The sequence below is a fragment of the Pseudoxanthomonas kalamensis DSM 18571 genome, from assembly GCF_010211745.1.
GTDB classification, from domain to species: Bacteria; Pseudomonadota; Gammaproteobacteria; order Xanthomonadales; family Xanthomonadaceae; genus Pseudoxanthomonas_A; species Pseudoxanthomonas_A kalamensis.
Genome location: NZ_PDWQ01000001.1, coordinates 304909 through 320333, shown reverse-complemented (window position 1 = coordinate 320333; position 15425 = coordinate 304909). Strand labels below are relative to the sequence as shown.

Annotated in this window: 16 protein-coding genes; 9 read left to right on the top strand and 7 right to left on the bottom strand. The window is 69.2% G+C overall.

Annotation, left to right across the window (positions count from 1 at the left end):
• Positions 1-84: 84 nt before the first annotated feature.
• Genes CSC70_RS01440 through CSC70_RS01415 form a run of 6 tightly spaced genes read left to right on the top strand, consistent with a single transcriptional unit; the run spans position 85 to position 6853 of the window.
• Positions 85-765 (top strand): RDD family protein, encoded by a 681-nt coding sequence (locus CSC70_RS01440; protein ID WP_162454853.1) that lies wholly within the window; start codon positions 85-87, stop codon positions 763-765.
• The gene (locus CSC70_RS01435) at positions 762-1769 is read left to right on the top strand and encodes a stage II sporulation protein M (protein ID WP_162454852.1); all 1008 of its coding nucleotides are present in this window, start codon (positions 762-764) and stop codon (positions 1767-1769) included. Before CSC70_RS01440 ends, CSC70_RS01435 begins: the two co-directional genes overlap by 4 nt.
• Complete coding sequence (locus tag CSC70_RS01430; RefSeq protein WP_162454851.1) at positions 1769-3364, top strand: DUF4129 domain-containing protein; 1596 nt, start codon at positions 1769-1771, stop codon at positions 3362-3364. Before CSC70_RS01435 ends, CSC70_RS01430 begins: the two co-directional genes overlap by 1 nt.
• Positions 3361-4563, top strand: a complete 1203-nt coding sequence (locus CSC70_RS01425; RefSeq protein WP_246189285.1) for a DUF4350 domain-containing protein — start codon at positions 3361-3363, stop codon at positions 4561-4563. The genes CSC70_RS01430 and CSC70_RS01425 overlap by 4 nt, the downstream gene beginning before the upstream one ends.
• Positions 4560-5552: an AAA family ATPase gene (locus tag CSC70_RS01420; protein WP_162454850.1), complete on the top strand. Its 993-nt coding sequence runs from the start codon at positions 4560-4562 to the stop codon at positions 5550-5552. The genes CSC70_RS01425 and CSC70_RS01420 overlap by 4 nt, the downstream gene beginning before the upstream one ends.
• Positions 5549-6853 (top strand): DUF58 domain-containing protein, encoded by a 1305-nt coding sequence (locus CSC70_RS01415; RefSeq protein ID WP_162454849.1) that lies wholly within the window; start codon positions 5549-5551, stop codon positions 6851-6853. Before CSC70_RS01420 ends, CSC70_RS01415 begins: the two co-directional genes overlap by 4 nt.
• A 4-nt stretch (positions 6854-6857) precedes the next feature.
• Here CSC70_RS01415 and CSC70_RS01410 read toward each other — a convergent pair whose 3' ends face one another.
• The 5 genes from CSC70_RS01410 to CSC70_RS01390 are packed head-to-tail and all read right to left on the bottom strand — an operon-like array spanning position 6858 to position 10451.
• On the bottom strand, positions 6858-7217 hold the full coding sequence (locus CSC70_RS01410; protein ID WP_162454848.1) for a hypothetical protein: 360 nt from the start codon (positions 7215-7217) through the stop codon (positions 6858-6860).
• A gap of 9 nt (positions 7218-7226) precedes the next feature.
• Positions 7227-8072, bottom strand: a complete 846-nt coding sequence (aroE, locus tag CSC70_RS01405; protein WP_162454847.1) for a shikimate dehydrogenase — start codon at positions 8070-8072, stop codon at positions 7227-7229.
• 38 nt (positions 8073-8110) lie between these two features.
• Positions 8111-9100, bottom strand: a complete 990-nt coding sequence (gene hemB / locus CSC70_RS01400) for a porphobilinogen synthase (RefSeq protein ID WP_162454846.1) — start codon at positions 9098-9100, stop codon at positions 8111-8113.
• Positions 9101-9155: 55 nt separating this feature from the next.
• Positions 9156-9404: a hypothetical protein gene (locus CSC70_RS01395; RefSeq protein WP_162454845.1), complete on the bottom strand. Its 249-nt coding sequence runs from the start codon at positions 9402-9404 to the stop codon at positions 9156-9158.
• 24 nt (positions 9405-9428) lie between these two features.
• Positions 9429-10451 carry a chorismate transformation FkbO/Hyg5 family protein gene (locus CSC70_RS01390; RefSeq protein ID WP_162454844.1) on the bottom strand — a complete coding sequence of 341 codons (1023 nt, stop codon included), beginning with the start codon at positions 10449-10451 and terminating at the stop codon, positions 9429-9431.
• 155 nt (positions 10452-10606) lie between these two features.
• Here CSC70_RS01390 and CSC70_RS01385 point away from each other — a divergent pair, with 155 nt between their 5' ends.
• A complete protein-coding gene (locus CSC70_RS01385) occupies positions 10607-11038 on the top strand; it encodes a DUF4156 domain-containing protein (protein ID WP_162455313.1) in 432 nt (143 codons plus the stop codon).
• Positions 11039-11042: 4 nt separating this feature from the next.
• Here the strand turns inward: CSC70_RS01385 and CSC70_RS01380 are convergent, their stop codons facing one another.
• Positions 11043-11492, bottom strand: coding sequence for a cytochrome c oxidase assembly factor Coa1 family protein (locus CSC70_RS01380; RefSeq protein ID WP_162454843.1), 450 nt, complete (start codon positions 11490-11492; stop codon positions 11043-11045).
• Positions 11493-11586: 94 nt separating this feature from the next.
• Between CSC70_RS01380 and CSC70_RS01375 the strand changes: the two genes are divergently transcribed.
• Positions 11587-13926, top strand: a complete 2340-nt coding sequence (locus CSC70_RS01375; RefSeq protein ID WP_162454842.1) for a S9 family peptidase — start codon at positions 11587-11589, stop codon at positions 13924-13926.
• 24 nt (positions 13927-13950) lie between these two features.
• Here CSC70_RS01375 and CSC70_RS01370 read toward each other — a convergent pair whose 3' ends face one another.
• Positions 13951-14652 carry a glutathione binding-like protein gene (locus tag CSC70_RS01370; RefSeq protein ID WP_162454841.1) on the bottom strand — a complete coding sequence of 234 codons (702 nt, stop codon included), beginning with the start codon at positions 14650-14652 and terminating at the stop codon, positions 13951-13953.
• Positions 14653-14762: 110 nt separating this feature from the next.
• Here CSC70_RS01370 and CSC70_RS01365 point away from each other — a divergent pair, with 110 nt between their 5' ends.
• The gene (locus CSC70_RS01365; RefSeq protein WP_162454840.1) at positions 14763-15410 is read left to right on the top strand and encodes a TIGR00645 family protein; all 648 of its coding nucleotides are present in this window, start codon (positions 14763-14765) and stop codon (positions 15408-15410) included.
• The last annotated feature ends 15 nt before the right edge of the window (positions 15411-15425 follow it).

Below are 15425 nucleotides of genomic sequence, written 5' to 3'. Positions count from 1 at the left end.
GCAACAGCGCAGTTCGCGCGCGCAGGGAAGGCATGCGCATCCACGGTTGGCCCGCATCTGGCCCGGTCACGGAACCTTCGCCTGATGCTGGACACCTATCGCGAAGTCGTCACCCCCGAAGGCGTCGCCCTGCACCTGCCGGCGGCCGGCCCGGTGCCGCGCGCGCTGGCGTGGAGCATCGATTTCGCCATCCGCCTCGGCATCCTGATGGCGACCGGCATGGTGCTGGGCATGCTCGGCGGCATGGGCAAGGGGCTGAACCTGATCGTGTTGTTCCTGGTGTACTGGGCCTATCCGATCGTGCTGGAAGCGGTCTGGGACGGGCAGACCGTCGGCAAGAAGGCGATGTCACTGCGGGTGGTCGGCAAGGACGGCGCGCCGGTCGGCTGGCTGCCGGCGATCACCCGCAACCTGCTGCGCACGGTCGATATGCTGCCGTTCGGCTACGCGCTGGGCCTGCTGGCCTGCTTGTTCGACCCTTACGGGCGCCGGCTCGGCGACATGGTCGCCGGCACCCTGGTCGTGCACAACGAACGCGAGCGCGAACACGCTGCCGCGCCGGCCAATGCGGTGCTGGCGCCGCCGACCGGACTGCAGCCGGAGGAACAGGCGGCCATCGTCGCCTTCGGCGAGCGCGCACCGCTGCTGACCCGCGAACGCCAGGCCGAGCTGGCCGACATCGTCGAGCCGCTGACCGCCGCGCGCGGTCAGGCCGGCGTGCTGCGCCTGTACGGCATGGCCAACTGGCTGCTGGGGCGGCGATGAGACAGGAACAGTTCGTCGCCCGCTACCAGGCCGAATGGCAGGCCTTCGAGCATTGGCTGGAAACCCGCGGTGACGCCCGCCGTGCCCGCGAGGAGCGCAGCCATGCGTTGCTGGGCGACGATCAGGTGCCGCAACGCTACCGCCGCCTGTGCCAGCAACTGGCGCTGGCTCGCCGCCGTGGCTACAGCCCGGTGGTGACCGCGCGACTGCAGGCGCTGATGCAGCGCGGCCACAACCTGCTGTACCGCACGCCGCCGCCGCGCTGGCGCCGCGCCGCCGAATTCCTGCTGGCCGACTTCCCGCGGCTGGTACGCAGCGAAGCCGGCTGCATGTGGGCGGCGACCGCGCTGTTTGCGGTGCCGCTGCTGGCGATGTTCGTGCTGTTGCAATGGCGTCCCGAGCTGATCTACGGGGTGATGGACCCGATGCAGGTCGCGACCATGGAGCAGATGTACGACCCGGCCAACGAGATGCACAAGCTGGGCCGCGAAAGCGGCAGCGACTGGACCATGTTCGGCGTGTACATCATGAACAACATCAGCATCGGCCTGCGCACTTTCGCCAGCGGCCTGCTGGCCGGAATCGGCACGGTGCTGGTGCTGTTCTACAACGGCGTCACCATCGGCGCGGTGTTCGGCCACCTGCAGCAGATCGGTTACGGCGATCCGTTGTGGCGCTTCGTCTGCGGGCATGCGCCGTTCGAGCTGACCGCGATCGTGATCGCCGGCGGCGCCGGCCTGCAATTGGGACTGAAGCTGCTGGCGCCGGGGCGGCGCCGGCGCATCGATGCGCTGGTCGAAGGCGGCATCAAGGGCGCCCGACTGTGCCTGGGGGTGGTGGCGATGCTGCTGGTCGCCGCCTTCATCGAAGCATTCTGGTCGTCGATCGGCTCGATCCCGGCGCCGGTCAAGTACGGGGTGTCGGCGGTGCTGTGGAGCTTGGTGCTGGCGTGGCTGTGGCGCGGCGGTCGCCAGGCCCAGGCGCTGGCGGAGGCGGCCGGCTGATGCGGCTGGACCAGCTGACCGTGCGCCTGCGCGCGCGATCGCCGTGGGAGGCGGTCGAACTGGGCACCGCCCTGGTCCGTCGCCATGCCGGCGCGGTGTGGAAGCCGTGGCTGTGGCTGACGCTGCCGGTGTTCGTGCTGCTGAACGCCGCCGGCTGGGCGCTGGACCTGCTCGGCCTGGCCGGCCTGCTGATGTGGTGGCTGAAGCCGGTGTTCGACCGCATCCCGCTGTACGTGATTTCGCGCGCGACCTTCGGCGCGGTGCCGTCGGTGCGCGAAACCCTGGCCGCGCAGCGTGGCTGGGGCTGGAAGCGGATGCTCGGCTTCCTGACCTGGCGCCGGCTGGGTCCGGCGCGTTCGCTGTACCTGCCGATCGATCTGCTGGAAGGCGTTGACGGCGCGCGTCTGCGCGATCGCCGCCGGGTGCTGGGCGGCGCGGTCTACGGCAATGCGGTACTGCTGACGATGATCTGCGCCGCGTTCGAGGCGATGCTGGTGCTGGGCGGCGTCGCCACCATCTTCATGTTCGTGCCGGTGGAATACCTGCCGGAGACGGTGCGCGCCGGCTGGGCGCTGATCAACGAGCAGACACCGTGGTGGGCGAAGATCGGCTGGAACGCGCTGTGCTGGCTGGGGATGACCCTGGTCGAGCCGTACTACGTCGGCGCCGGCTTCGGCCTGTACCTCAACCGGCGCACCCAGATCGAGGCCTGGGACGTGGAAATCGCCTTCCGTCGCCTGCGCCAGCGATTGCGTACGGCCGCCGCGCCGATCGTGCTGCTGCTGTCGCTGGCCGTCGGCGCGGGGCTGGCCGTTCCGGCCGCGCAGGCGCAGGAGCGCGACACCCCGCCGCCGGCCGCGCAGGCCGCAGTCGAGGTTGTCGACGCGGATGACGGCGAAGACGAAGACGCCCCGCAGGCGCCGATCTTGCCGGAGGTGTTTGGCGAGCAACGGGTCGACGACACGGCCTTCCGCAAGGCGGTCGAACAGGCCTATGCCGATCCGCTGCTCAACGGCAAACGCAAGCTGACGCGCTGGGAACGCAAGCCCGACGGCACCGAAGCCGAGGCGCCGAAGCAGATGCCGCTGCCGCCGTGGCTGGAATGGATGGGCAAGCTGTTCGCCTTCATTGGCGAATGGGGGCTGTGGATCCTGCTGGCGATCGCAGTCGTCGTGCTGGTGGTGACCGCGCGGCACTGGCTGCCGTGGATGCGTGGCACCTTCAAGCGCGGCAAGGCGGTCGAAGCGCCGGCGACGGTGGAAACCCTGCCGCTGCCGGATGCATTGCCGGAAAACGTCGCCGCCGCCGCGCGCCGGCTGTGGGCCGAGGGCAAGCCGCGGCACGCGCTGGCCCTGTTGTATCGCGCCAGCGTCGATGCCATGGTCGCCCGCGCCGGGGTCAGCCTGCCGCCGGGCGCGACCGAATCCGAATGCCTGCGCGCGTCGCGGCGGATGCCCGACGGCGAGGATCGCAGCCTGTTCGCGCGGATGGTGCGGGTGTGGCAATACGCCGCCTACGCCCGCCGGCTGCCGGACGAGGCCGAATTCGAAGCGTTGCTCGGCCAGTTGCAGCAGCGTTACGGGTGGGCGGCGTGAGCGCGTCGGTCAAGGGTGCATCGATCAAAGGTGCGCGCGGCGGCCTGATCCTGTTCGTGGCCCTGCTGGTGGTCACGGTGGCCGCAGCCTGGTTCCTGCACAACTTCCACCGGGTCGAGCACGAGCTGGATCTGCCGCCGCGCGGCGAAGCGGCGTACAACCCGCTGTATGCGCTGAAGCTGGCGCTGCAGGCCGACGGGGTCAGGGTCGATTCGCGCCAACGCCTGAACCTGGCCGCGCATCCGCTGCAGCCGGGCGACACCGTGCTGCTGCTCAACGACCCGCGCAGCCTGTCGCCGCCGGATGCGCAACGGCTGCTGGACTGGGTGGCCGGCGGCGGTCACCTGATCGTGCGCACGCCCGACCTGAAAGGCTGGCAGGACAGCCTGACCCCGGCGCTGTTCGAAACGCTGGGCTTGTTCGTGAAGGGTCACGACGCCGGCGGCAGCACCGACTGCATGTCGTTCCAGGTCGAGGGCGAGGACCACCACATCGAGTTCTGCGGCAAGGCACGCTTCAGCTTCGACGACGTGGTGCCGGAGCTGTCGTGGGGCAATCTCGGCGACGGCTACGTGTACGCTCGGCTGGCGCACGGCGATGGCCGTGTCGACGTGCTGTCCGGTTTCGATTTCCTGTCCAACCGCCGCGCCGGTGGAGGCCTGTTCGGCGGCACCGGTGTCGATGGCGGCCTGCACGATGGTCCGCATCGCGCGCTGACCCGGCAGGTGCTGGCACCGAACTACGGCAAGGGCACCATGCACCTGGTCTATGCCGCGCAGATGCCGTCGCTGTTCCGCAGCCTGTTCGAGCGCGGCTGGCGGATCTGGCTGCCGTTGGCGCTGGCGCTGCTGGCCTGGCTGTGGATGCGTTCGCAGCGATTCGGCCCCGCCCTGCCGCCGCCGCCCGGCGAACGCCGTTCGCTGCTGGAGCACGTGCGCGCCAGCGGCGAGCACCTGTTCCGCTACAACAAGCGCGCGCTGCTGTACGCCGCCGTGCGCCAGGCCTTCCTGTCCAGGCTGCGCCGCCGCGACCCGCTCGCCGCCGCGCTGGACGGCGACGCCCAGGCCGAAGCGATCGCCGCGCGCCTGCAGGTGCCGGCGGCCTCGTTGCGCGATGCCCTGCAGGCGCCGGCTTCGCACGATACCGGCGCGTTCCGCGACCGCATTTCCACCTTGATCCGACTGAGAAGACAGCTATGAGCCCGAACGATTCCACCCCGACGCCGGTGCTGGCCGGTGAAGCGCTGGCCGAACGCGTGGCGCAGATCCGCGACGAAGTTTCCCACGCCTTCATCGGCCAGCCCGAGGTGCTGGACCAGGTGCTGATCGCCCTGCTGTGTGCCGGCCACGTGCTGATCGAAGGCGTGCCCGGCCTCGGCAAGACCCTGCTGGTGCGCGCGCTGGCGCAGGCGCTTGAGCTGAACTACGCGCGCGTGCAGTTCACCCCCGACCTGATGCCCAGCGATGTCAGCGGCCATGCGGTGTACGACCCCAAGACCGAAAGCTTCAAGATCCGCCGCGGCCCGGTGTTCACCCACCTGCTGCTGGCCGACGAGATCAACCGCGCCCCGGCCAAGACCCAGTCGGCATTGCTGGAGGTGATGCAGGAAGGGCAGGTGACGATCGAAGGCAAGGCGTTCGAGCTGGCGCAGCCGTTCATGACCCTGGCCACCCAGAACCCGGTCGAGCAGGAAGGCACGTACCCATTGCCCGAGGCGCAACTGGACCGCTTCCTGCTGAAGGTGCTGATCGACTATCCGAGCCTGGACGAGGAGAAGCAGATGGTCGAAGCGGTGACCACCGGGCGCAGCGCCAGCGATTTCGACCTGTCCGCAGTGCGGCGGGTAATGGACGCCGACGGCATCCTCGCCCTGCAGCGCGGCACCGCGGCGGTAACGGTGGATGCGCAGGTGCTGGACTACGCGGTGCGGATTGTCGCGGCTACCCGCAAATGGCCGGGGATCTCGCTCGGCGCCGGTCCGCGCGGCAGCATCGCGCTGGCGCGCGCGGCGCGTGCGCAGGCGGTGCTGCAGGGGCGCGACTTCGTTACCCCCGACGACGTCCACGACATCGCCACCCCGGCGCTGCGCCATCGCATCATGTTGTCGCCGGAGTTGCAGATCGAAGGACAGAGCCCGGACGATGCGCTGCGCGCGCTACTGGCCAAGGTGGAAGCGCCGCGTAAATGAGGCCCGCGCCTGCGCTGATCGTGTTGCTGGCGTTGTGGGGCCTGTCCGGCCTGACCGCGCTGCTGCCGCTCGGCGTGCCGGCGTCGGCATGGTGGCTGGCCGGCGCCGCGCTGCTCGCGCTGCTGACTATCGATGCCCTGCGCCTGCGCGCGCGGGAAACCCCGCAGGCGAGCCGGCAGCTGCCCGATGCACTGCCGCTGGGCGTCGAGCGCGAGGTCGGCCTGCGGATCGAGTCATCATTGCGGCGGCAACGGGTCGACGTGTTCGACCTGCATCCTGGCGGCTGGCCGTCGCAGGGCCTGCCGCGCACGCTGTCGCTGCTGCCGGCCACCGCCAGCGAATTCAGCTATCGCCTGCGCCCGAACATGCGCGGCGATGCGAGCTTCGACGGCGTGCAGCTGCGCCTGCATTCGCCGTGGCGGCTGTGGCGGCAGACGCGGCTGGCCGGGGCGCCGCAGACGGTGCGCGTGTATCCCGATTTCGCGCCGCTGACGCGCTTCGCGCTGTTCAGCGCGGAACAGGCCTCGCGGCTGGTCGGTGCGCACCTGAAGCGGCGGCGCGGCGAAGGCACCGACTTCCACCAGATGCGCGAATACCGGGTCGGCGACAGCCTGCGCCAGATCGACTGGAAAGCCACCGCGCGCGCGCGCAAGCTGATCTCGCGCGAATACCAGGACGAGAAGAACCAGCAACTGGTGATGCTGATCGACACAGGCCGGCGGATGCTGGCCCGCGAAGGCGAACTGGCCCACTTCGACCACGTGCTCAACGCCTCGCTGGTGGTGTCCTACCTGGCGCTGCGCCAGGGCGACGCCGCCGGGCTGATGGCCAGCGGCGGCGACAGCCGCTGGGTCGCGCCGCAACGCGGCATGGGCGCGATCGACACCCTGCTGCGGGCCAGCTACGACCTGCAACCGCAGGCGGTGGCCACCGACTATCTGGCCGCAGCCTCGGAACTGTCGCTGCGCCAGCGCCGGCGCGCGCTGGTGATGCTGGCGACCAACGTGCGCGACGAGGACATCGAGGACCTGCTGGCGGCGGTGCGCCTGCTGCAACGCCGGCACCTGGTGTGCGTGGCCAGCCTGCGCGAACGCGCGCTGGACGAGGCGCTGGACGAAGACGTGCACGACCTGTCCGGCGCGATCCGCGCCGGCGCGGTGGCGCGCTACCTGGAACAGCGCAAGGCCGCGCACGAAGCGCTGCGCAGCCATCGGGTGATGGTGCTGGACGTGACCTGCGAGGAATTGCCGGCGGCGCTGGTGGAACGCTATCTGGCGGTCAAGCGTGACGGGCTGCTGTAGCGCTTCACGTAGCGGAAGCGGGAGCGGAATGCGTCCGCCGCATCGCCTTGGCCGCGCCCCAGGCCAGCAGGGCCAGTCCGGCGGCGGAAACCAGCGTCAGCAACATGTGTCCCGCCGAAACAGCCGTGAACCACCGGGAGACATTCATGTCGTCGGAGTGGGCGTAAACGAACCAGGTCTGCACAGTCGTCAGCGTCATGCCTGCCAGATCGGCACCCAGCAGAAGCCACAGGCCGGTCATCGCCGACGACCGCCCCGCGGCAGTCCTCGGCGACATCCACAACAGAACCAGGCCGCCGGCGCAGACCAGCAATTCGGGTAGCCGAAACAGCAGTATGCTCAGCATCTGGGTGACGAAGGACATGTCCATCATTCAGTCCGCACTGTGCAGGGACGCGTCGTGTTGGCGCAGCATCGCGTACACCGGGTCGGTATCCGGGCGCAGGCCGTGCCACAGCTCGAAACTGCCCGCCGCCTGCTCCACCAGCATGCCCAGGCCGTCGATGGCGGCGCGGCAGCCGGATGCGCGCGCCCAGGCCAGGAACGGGATCGCCGCCTCGCCGTAATTCAGGTCGACCGCGGCCGTGCGCGCGGTGGTCAGCAGGGTCGGCAGTTTGAAATCCAGCACGTCGCCGCCGCGCGCGGCCGAGGTCGCGTTGATCACCAGGTCGAAGTCGCCCTGCTGGTCCAGGTCGGCCCAGTAGCGCGAATGCGCGCGACCGGGCTCGCCCAGCGCATCGACCAGAGCGTCGGCGCGTTCGGGGGTCCGGTTGACCACGATCAGCTCGGCGATACCGGCGTCCAGCAGCGCCGGCGCCACCCCGCGACCGACGCCGCCGGCGCCCAGCAGCAGGGTGCGGCGTCCGCGCAGGTCCAGGCCGTGGCGTCCGGTCAGGTCGCGCACCAGGCCAGTGCCGTCGGTGTTGTCGCCGTGCCACTGGCCGTCGCGCAGGCTCAGCGTGTTGACCGAACCGGCGCGCTGCGCCCGCTCGCCGAGCTGCGCGCACAGCGCCAGCGCGGCCTGCTTCAACGGCAGGGTGAGGTTGGCGCCGACACCGCCGTCGGCGACGAACCGCTGCAGCGCTGCACCCAGGCCGGCCACGTCGGCATCGATGGCGGTGTAACTCAATTCGATGCCGGTCTGCTCGCCGAAGGCGGCATGGATGCGCGGCGACAGCGAGTGGGCGATCGGGTGGCCGAAGACGGCGTAGCGGCTCATGGGAACTCCTGTGTTCGAAAAAATCCGGGGGCGGTGGACTAGGCGTCCTTCAGCCAGCGCGCCGCATCCAGCGCGAAATAGGTCAGCACGCCGTCGGCGCCGGCGCGCTTGAAGGCGGTCAGCGCTTCCAGCGCGCAGGCCTGCTCGTCCAGCCAGCCGTTGGCGGCCGCGGCCTTCAGCATCGCGTACTCGCCGCTGACCTGGTAGGCGTAGGTCGGCACCCGGAACTCGTCCTTGACCCGCCGGATCACGTCCAGGTACGGCATCCCCGGCTTGACCATCACCATGTCGGCGCCTTCCTCCAGGTCCAGCGCGATTTCGCGCAGCGCCTCGTCGCTGTTGGCCGGGTCCATCTGGTAGGTGAACTTGTTGCCTTTGCCGAGGTTGCCGGCGCTGCCGACCGCGCTGCGGAACGGGCCGTAGAAGGCCGAGGCGTACTTGGCCGAATAGGCCATGATCCGGGTGTTGACGTGGCCGGCGGCTTCCAGTGCCTCGCGGATCGCACCGATGCGGCCGTCCATCATGTCGCTGGGCGAAAGGATGTCGGCGCCGGCCTCGGCGTGCGACAGCGACTGCTTCACCAGCGCCTCGATGGTCTCATCGTTGAGAATGTAGCCGTCGGCGTCGATCAGCCCGTCCTGGCCGTGGGTGGTGTAGGGGTCGAGCGCCTGGTCGGTCATCACCCCCAGTTCCGGGAAGCGCGACTTCAGCGCGCGGATCGCACGCTGGATGATGCCGTTCTCGTCCCAGGCCGCGGCGCCGTCGGCGGTCTTGGCCGCGGGATCGGGCACGCCGAACAGGTCCAGCACCGGCACGCCCAGTTCCAGCGCACGTTCGCCGACGCGCAGCAGGCCGTCGATCGACAGTCGCTCGACGCCCGGCATCGACGGCACCGGTGCGCAGCCGTCCAGCTCGTGCACGAACACCGGGTAGATCAGGTCGTTCGCCGTCAGCACGTGCTCGCGCATCAGCCGGCGGGAAAATTCGTCGCGGCGCATGCGCCGCATCCGGGTGTAGGGATAACTCATGCAGTGCTCCAGATGACGGAGCAATGATACGCTGGCCGCCATCGCGGCCGCAGGTTCAGATGATGCCGCCGCCGATGCTCAGGCGGACGATGCCGACCACGATGACGATGCCGTTGAGCAGCAGGCCGGTCTTGGCGCGGCCGTTCTTGCCGGCTTCGGAAAGCATGATGCCGATCGCGGCGATGATCGCGCCGATGGCGGCGAACGGGATCACCAGCCAGTTGGCCCAGCCCAGCAGCGGAATCAGCGCCAGCACCATCAGCACGATGGCCACCACGCCCCAGATCAGACTGACAAGCCCCATTGCCCGGTTCCCCGCGAATGTGATTCAGGGCGCCACTATAACCCCATGCATGCCTTCGATTTCCACCTGCAGTTCGCGGCGGCAGACGTCGGCCTGCAGGATCAGGCGCGGCAGGTCGGCGGGCAGGCGTTTGGCCAGCAGCGCCTGCAGGGCGTCGGCGTCGGCCGCATCGCGCAGGTAGATCTTCAGTCGCGACGAGGCGTCCAGTTGCGGCGGCAGTGCCGGACGCGCAACGCGGGCGGCGTCGACCAGGCTGCCGAGGTTGGCCAGGGTTTCGTCCAGTTGCGCGGCCAGCGAGCCGGCGTGGTGCGAGGCGTGGCCGACGATGCTGGCGGTGCCGGACAGGAACAGCGGCCAGTCGGTGCCGGCCGGCGGCAGCATCGCGCGGGCGAAGCTGGGCGATTGCGGGCCGTACTGGCGCGGGTAGCGCCAGGCGCTGACCTGACGCGGGTTTTCCAGCGGCTGGCCCGGCCGGCGCGCGGCCAGCCAGTACACGTGCAGCACGCGGCTGCCGTCGCGATAGCCGATGGCGGTGGCCGCGGGCAGGCTGCCGGGATCGATTTCGCCCAGCCCGCGCACGCGACCGATGCAGAACTGGCGGTAACGCTCGTCGTCGCCTTCGCCGTCGGTGATGGCGTCGAAGTAGTTCCAGATCCGCAGCACGTGCGGGAATGCGCTGGCGCGCCAGAAGCCGGCCAGCCGCGCATAGGCGCGCTCGGCCGCGGCGAGGATGCCGTCGCCGGCTTCGGCCAGTTGCAGGCGGCCGAACAGCAACTCGCCGTCGCTGGCCCAGGCGATGCCGTCGTCGCTGCCGTGTCCGACCGCAGCGCTGCCGCGCCAGACCTCCAGCGCCGTCGCACCGAGCGGCTGCAGCGGCAGGCGCAGGTAACGCGGATCGGCGAGCGTCTCCGTGGCCGGGGCATCGCCGCCGAAGCCGAACACCGCCAGCGTGTCGGGCCGGGCCAGCCAGTCGGCGGGGTCGCGGGCGGGGACGTGGTCGACCGCCAGCCGCGGCGCGGCGGTCAGGCGGTCAGGCGGGAAACTCATGCAGGCATCGGGCGTGTTGCTTGGTGGCGCATGATAACGCGGCCGCTTCCGGGCCCGGGCCCGGAAGCGGGCGGGGACAGGTTCGGCGCGATTCAGCCGGGACGGGGGATCATGGCAAGATGGACCAACGGGTCAAGGATCGGGGGAACATCATGATGAAGCCACGCCATTTCCTGCCGCTGCTCGCGCTGCTGTTGCTGACCGCCTGCGCCGGCACCTCCAAGGTCATGCTGGGCCAGGCCCGGCCGCCGATCGACCCGGCGCTGGTTCAGGTGTACACGGCGGTGCCGCCGGGGGCGGTGGAAATCGCCCAGCTCGAATCCTCCAGTGCGGTCGGTTTCGGTACCCAGGGCCAGACCGACGCCGCAGTGGCGCGGCTGAAGAACGAAGCGGCGGCGCTGGGCGCCAACGGCGTGGTGCTGATCGGTGTCGGCAGCAGCGGATCGCCGGTCGGGCTGTCGGTCGGTGGCGGCCACTACAGCGGCCATACCGGGCTCGGCGGCAGCATCGGCATCCCGACCACGCAGAAGAAGGCCGCAGGCGTGGCCATCTACGTGCCGCCGGGCGCGCAGCCGACGCAGCCCTGAGCCGTCACCAGGTGTTGGCGTCCTTCGCCTCGCCGCCTTCCAGCAGCAAGCGCGGCCCGTCCTCGACGTTGACCGCCACCACCTCGTAGCGCCACCGCCCGGCCGACTTCTTCGCCGTCACGTACAGGGTGGCGTCGGCCTTGCTGCCGTCCAGCGGGATCGCCAGATCGGCGCTTCCGCCGCCGCCGGTGCTGGACATGCTGCCCTGCACGAACCAGCCGGCCCGGATCGGCTCGCCCAGCGCGGCGATCACCGCAGGATCGGCCTGCGCGCGCTGCAGCGCGTGGCGGTAGGGCTCGGACGAGCGCAATGCGCCGAATACCAGACTGATGATGCCGAACACGAAGGCGGCGAACAGGCTCAGCAGCAGCGCCGCCAGCAGCGGCACCAGCCATTTCCAGTGGCGCCGCCACCAGCTCGGATGCTGCGGGGCGAGCGGCGGGGGCGTGGACATGCGGGGCTCCTTGCGAATGGACGGCGTGGGCATCCGCGCGTGCGGCGGCAGCGGGTAGTATGAAAGGGTTTCCCACGCAGATCGATGCTTCCCGATGACGCGATTCCACGCATGGGCCGCCGCGCTGGCGTGCCTGCTAGCCCTGGAGGCTTCCGCACAGGACACGATGAAGATCACCGCCGACGACTACGCCCGTGCGGCGAAACTGATCCCGCAGAATGCCAACCCGCTGCTCGACCACGCGGCGACCCGGATCACCTGGCTGGATGCGGGGCGCTTCTGGTACATCGACCACGATGCCGACGGCGACCGCTTCCTGATCCACGACGTGGCCAGTGGGGAAACCGTCCCGGCCTTCGATCAGACGCAGCTCGCCAAGGCGCTGAGCGATGCCGGCGACAAGCCGGTCCGTGCCGGGAAGCTGCCGGTGACCGCGTTTACCCGACGCGACGACGGCCGCTACGACATCACCGCCGGCGGCAAGGACTACCTGTGCGATCTGGACGGCGACCGGGGCTGCATCGGCAAGTCGTCGCGCAAGACCGCCGATGGCCAGCCCTGGGGCCGGGAGCCGGGCGTGCGTTCGCCCGATGGCCGTCGCGAAGCCTTCGTCCGCGACTGGAACCTGTGGCTGCGCGACCTGGACAGCGGCGCGGAAACGCAACTGACCACCGATGGCGAACCCGACTACGGTTACGCCACCGACAATGCCGGCTGGAAGCACAGCGACAAGGCCATCCTGGTGTGGTCGCCGGATTCGTCGATGATCGCCACCTTCCGCCAGGACCAGCGCCAGACCAGCACGATGACCCTGGTGGAGACCAACGTCGGTGAGCCGAAGGTGCAGCAGTGGAAGTATCCGCTGGCCGGCGACGAACACGTGATCCTGATCGAGCGCGTCATCATCGAGGTGGCGCCGAAGCGGCTGGTGCGCCTGCAGATGCCGCCGGACCCGCACCGCTCCACCTGCAGCGACGACATCGTCTGCGACGACGGCTGGGCCGACGTGCAGTGGGCGGCCGACGGCAACACCCTGGCCTTCGTCAGCACCGACCGCGGCCACAAGTCCGCGACCTTGCGGGTAGCCGATGCCGCCAGCGGCGCGGTGCGCGATGTCTACACCGAAACCGTGGCCACGCAGTACCAGAGCGCGCCGACCCTGGGCCCGATCAACTGGCGCTATCTGCCGGAAAGCGGCGAATTCCTGTGGTTCAGCCAGAAATCCGACTGGGGTCATCTGTACCTGCATGACCTGGCCAGCGGCAAGGAGAAGCGCCAGATCACTCACGGCGCATGGAATGTCACCGAGATCGTGCGCATGGACCCGGCCGGCCGTCGCCTGTGGGTTACCGGTGTCGGCCGCGAGGTCGGCCGCGATCCGTATTTCGTGCACCTGTATCAGGTCGGAATCGACGACGGCGAGGTCCGGCTGCTGACCCCGGAAGACGCCAACCACGCCATCGTCGCCAGTCCGGACGGCGGGCATTTCGTCGATACCTATTCGACTATCGCCAGCGCGCCGGTCAGCGTGCTGCGCGATGCCGAGGGCAGGGTGGTGCGGCAGATCGCCCAAGCCGACCTGACCCGACTGCAGGCCGCCGGCTGGGTGGCGCCGGAGTCGTTCACGGTCAAGGCGCGCGACGGCAAGACCGGCCTGTACGGGCAGATGTTCAAGCCCGGCCACTTCGATCCCGGCAATCGCTACCCGCTGATCGTCTACATCTATCCGGGCCCGCAGGTGGGTTCGGTGCGCTCACGCAACTTCATGGCCGCGCACCTCGATCACCAGGCGCTGGCCGAACTCGGCTTCGTGGTGATCGCGCTGGACGGCATGGGCACGCCGCTGCGCAGCAAATCCTTCCAGGATGCCTACTACGGCAACATGATCGACAACACCTTGCCGGATCAGGTGGCGGCGGTGAAGCAATTGGCGGCGCGGCATCCGTGGATCGATCCCGAACGGGTCGGCATCTGGGGCCACAGCGGCGGCGGCAATGCGACGGCGACGGCGATGTTCCGTTATCCGGAGGTGTTCAAGGTGGGTATCGCCGAATCCGGCAACCACGACAACCTGTCCTACGAAGACGACTGGGCCGAGCGCTACCACGGCCTGCGGGAAGCGCGCGAGGACGGCGGCAGCAATTACAGCGGGCAGGACAACGCCTCGTTCGCCCACAACCTGCAGGGCAAGCTGCTGCTGATCCATGGCACGCTGGACGACAACGTGCCGCCGTACATGACCCTGCTGGTGGCCGATGCGCTGATCAAGGCCAACAAGGACTTCGATCTGCTGATGATTCCCAACGCCCGTCACGGCTACGGGACCGGCGCCACCGGCGCCTACGTGATGCGGCGGCGCTGGGATTACTTTGTGCGCAATCTGATGGGTGCTGAGCCGCCTGACGAATTCGAGATGCCGCTGCCGAAGCCCTGATCGGGCAATGTGGCGGTGGCGGGATCAGTTTCGTTTCGCATCGATGCCGAACAGCAGCTTTCTTTCTTCGTCGCTCATGGGCTTGCCGGCGTCGGGATTGACCTGCGACGCCAGCGCGTAGGCGCGCTGCGTGGCCGGTCGTGCGGCGATCGTCGCCCGCCAGCGCCGCACTTCGGCGAACGGCTGCAGGTCCACCGGCGCCTTGTCGTAGACGTCGATCCACGGATAACAGGCCATGTCGGCGATGCCGTAGTCGTCGCCGGCGATGAACGCGCGTCCGGCCAGCCGCGCATCCAGCACGCCGAGCAGGCGTTGCACCTCGCGCGCGTAGCGCTGCCGGGCATAGTCGATCGCTTCCGGCGCATAGACGTGGAAGTGGCCGTATTGCCCGGTCATCGGCCCCAGCCCGGCCATCTGCCAGAACAGCCATTCCAGCACGGTGGTGCGTCCGCGCAGGTCGGCGGGAAGGAAGCGCCCGGTCTTCTCGGCCAGGTACAGCAGGATCGCGCCGGATTCGAATACCGTCAGCGGCGCGCCGCCATCGGCCGGCGCGTGGTCGACGATCGCCGGCATCTTGTTGTTCGGCGAAATGGCGAGGAAGGCCGGGTCGAACTGTTCGCCTTTGCCGATGTTGACCGGCTTGATTGCGTAGTCCAGGCCCGCTTCCTCCAGGAACAGGGTGACCTTGTGGCCGTTCGGCGTGGGCCAGTAATGCAGGTCGATCATCGTCATTTCCTTCGCGGCGGCGGTTGCGTGGCAGTCTAGTCCCGGCCCGCGCTTGGCAGGGCAACATCGGGCCGGTAATCTGCCGGCACTCCCGAAACGCAGTGTTCTCCATGTCGCAGTCATCCCCGCCCCGCCTCGGTTTCCTGCCCGCCCTGATCTTCGCCTCGCGCTGGCTGCAGCTGCCGCTGTACCTGGGCCTGATCGTGGCCCAGGGCGTGTACGTGTTCCTGTTCGGCAAGGAACTGTGGCACCTGATCCATGGCGCCAACGAGCTGACCGAGCAGGGGATCATGTTGCTGGTGCTGGGCCTGATCGACGTGGTGATGATCTCCAACCTGCTGGTGATGGTGATCGTCGGCGGCTACGAGACCTTCGTGTCGCGGCTGAACCTGCAAGGGCATCCGGACCAGCCCGAGTGGCTGAGCCATGTCAATGCCAGCGTGCTGAAGGTCAAGCTGGCGATGGCGATCATCGGCATTTCCTCGATCCACCTGCTGAAGACCTTTATCGCCGCCGGCGATCTGGGCATGCCGTTGTGCGGATCGTCCGAGTTCATCAACGCCCGGGAAATGTTCGATGCCGCGGTCGAATCCGGGATGACTGGAATTTCCGCGCCGGGCTGCACCAAGACCACCGTGGCCGGGGTGATGTGGCAGACGATCATCCATGGTGCCTTCATCCTGTCGGCGATCGGCATCGCCTATACAGACAAGGTGATGACAGGCAGCAGCGCCAGACGCGAACACGCCTCGCACTGACCGGTCGCCGTTGCT

Coding starts and splice junctions, on each gene's coding strand:
- CSC70_RS01440 (WP_162454853.1), top strand. CDS start 85: ATGCTGGACACCTATCGCGAAGTCGTCACCCCCGAAGGCGTCGCCCTG.
- CSC70_RS01435 (WP_162454852.1), top strand. CDS start 762: ATGAGACAGGAACAGTTCGTCGCCCGCTACCAGGCCGAATGGCAGGCC.
- CSC70_RS01430 (WP_162454851.1), top strand. CDS start 1,769: ATGCGGCTGGACCAGCTGACCGTGCGCCTGCGCGCGCGATCGCCGTGG.
- CSC70_RS01420 (WP_162454850.1), top strand. CDS start 4,560: ATGAGCCCGAACGATTCCACCCCGACGCCGGTGCTGGCCGGTGAAGCG.
- CSC70_RS01415 (WP_162454849.1), top strand. CDS start 5,549: ATGAGGCCCGCGCCTGCGCTGATCGTGTTGCTGGCGTTGTGGGGCCTG.
- CSC70_RS01410 (WP_162454848.1), bottom strand. CDS start 7,217: ATGTCCTTCGTCACCCAGATGCTGAGCATACTGCTGTTTCGGCTACCC.
- aroE (WP_162454847.1), bottom strand. CDS start 8,072: ATGAGCCGCTACGCCGTCTTCGGCCACCCGATCGCCCACTCGCTGTCG.
- hemB (WP_162454846.1), bottom strand. CDS start 9,100: ATGAGTTATCCCTACACCCGGATGCGGCGCATGCGCCGCGACGAATTT.
- CSC70_RS01395 (WP_162454845.1), bottom strand. CDS start 9,404: ATGGGGCTTGTCAGTCTGATCTGGGGCGTGGTGGCCATCGTGCTGATG.
- CSC70_RS01390 (WP_162454844.1), bottom strand. CDS start 10,451: ATGAGTTTCCCGCCTGACCGCCTGACCGCCGCGCCGCGGCTGGCGGTC.
- CSC70_RS01385 (WP_162455313.1), top strand. CDS start 10,607: ATGAAGCCACGCCATTTCCTGCCGCTGCTCGCGCTGCTGTTGCTGACC.
- CSC70_RS01380 (WP_162454843.1), bottom strand. CDS start 11,492: ATGTCCACGCCCCCGCCGCTCGCCCCGCAGCATCCGAGCTGGTGGCGG.
- CSC70_RS01375 (WP_162454842.1), top strand. CDS start 11,587: ATGACGCGATTCCACGCATGGGCCGCCGCGCTGGCGTGCCTGCTAGCC.
- CSC70_RS01370 (WP_162454841.1), bottom strand. CDS start 14,652: ATGATCGACCTGCATTACTGGCCCACGCCGAACGGCCACAAGGTCACC.
- CSC70_RS01365 (WP_162454840.1), top strand. CDS start 14,763: ATGTCGCAGTCATCCCCGCCCCGCCTCGGTTTCCTGCCCGCCCTGATC.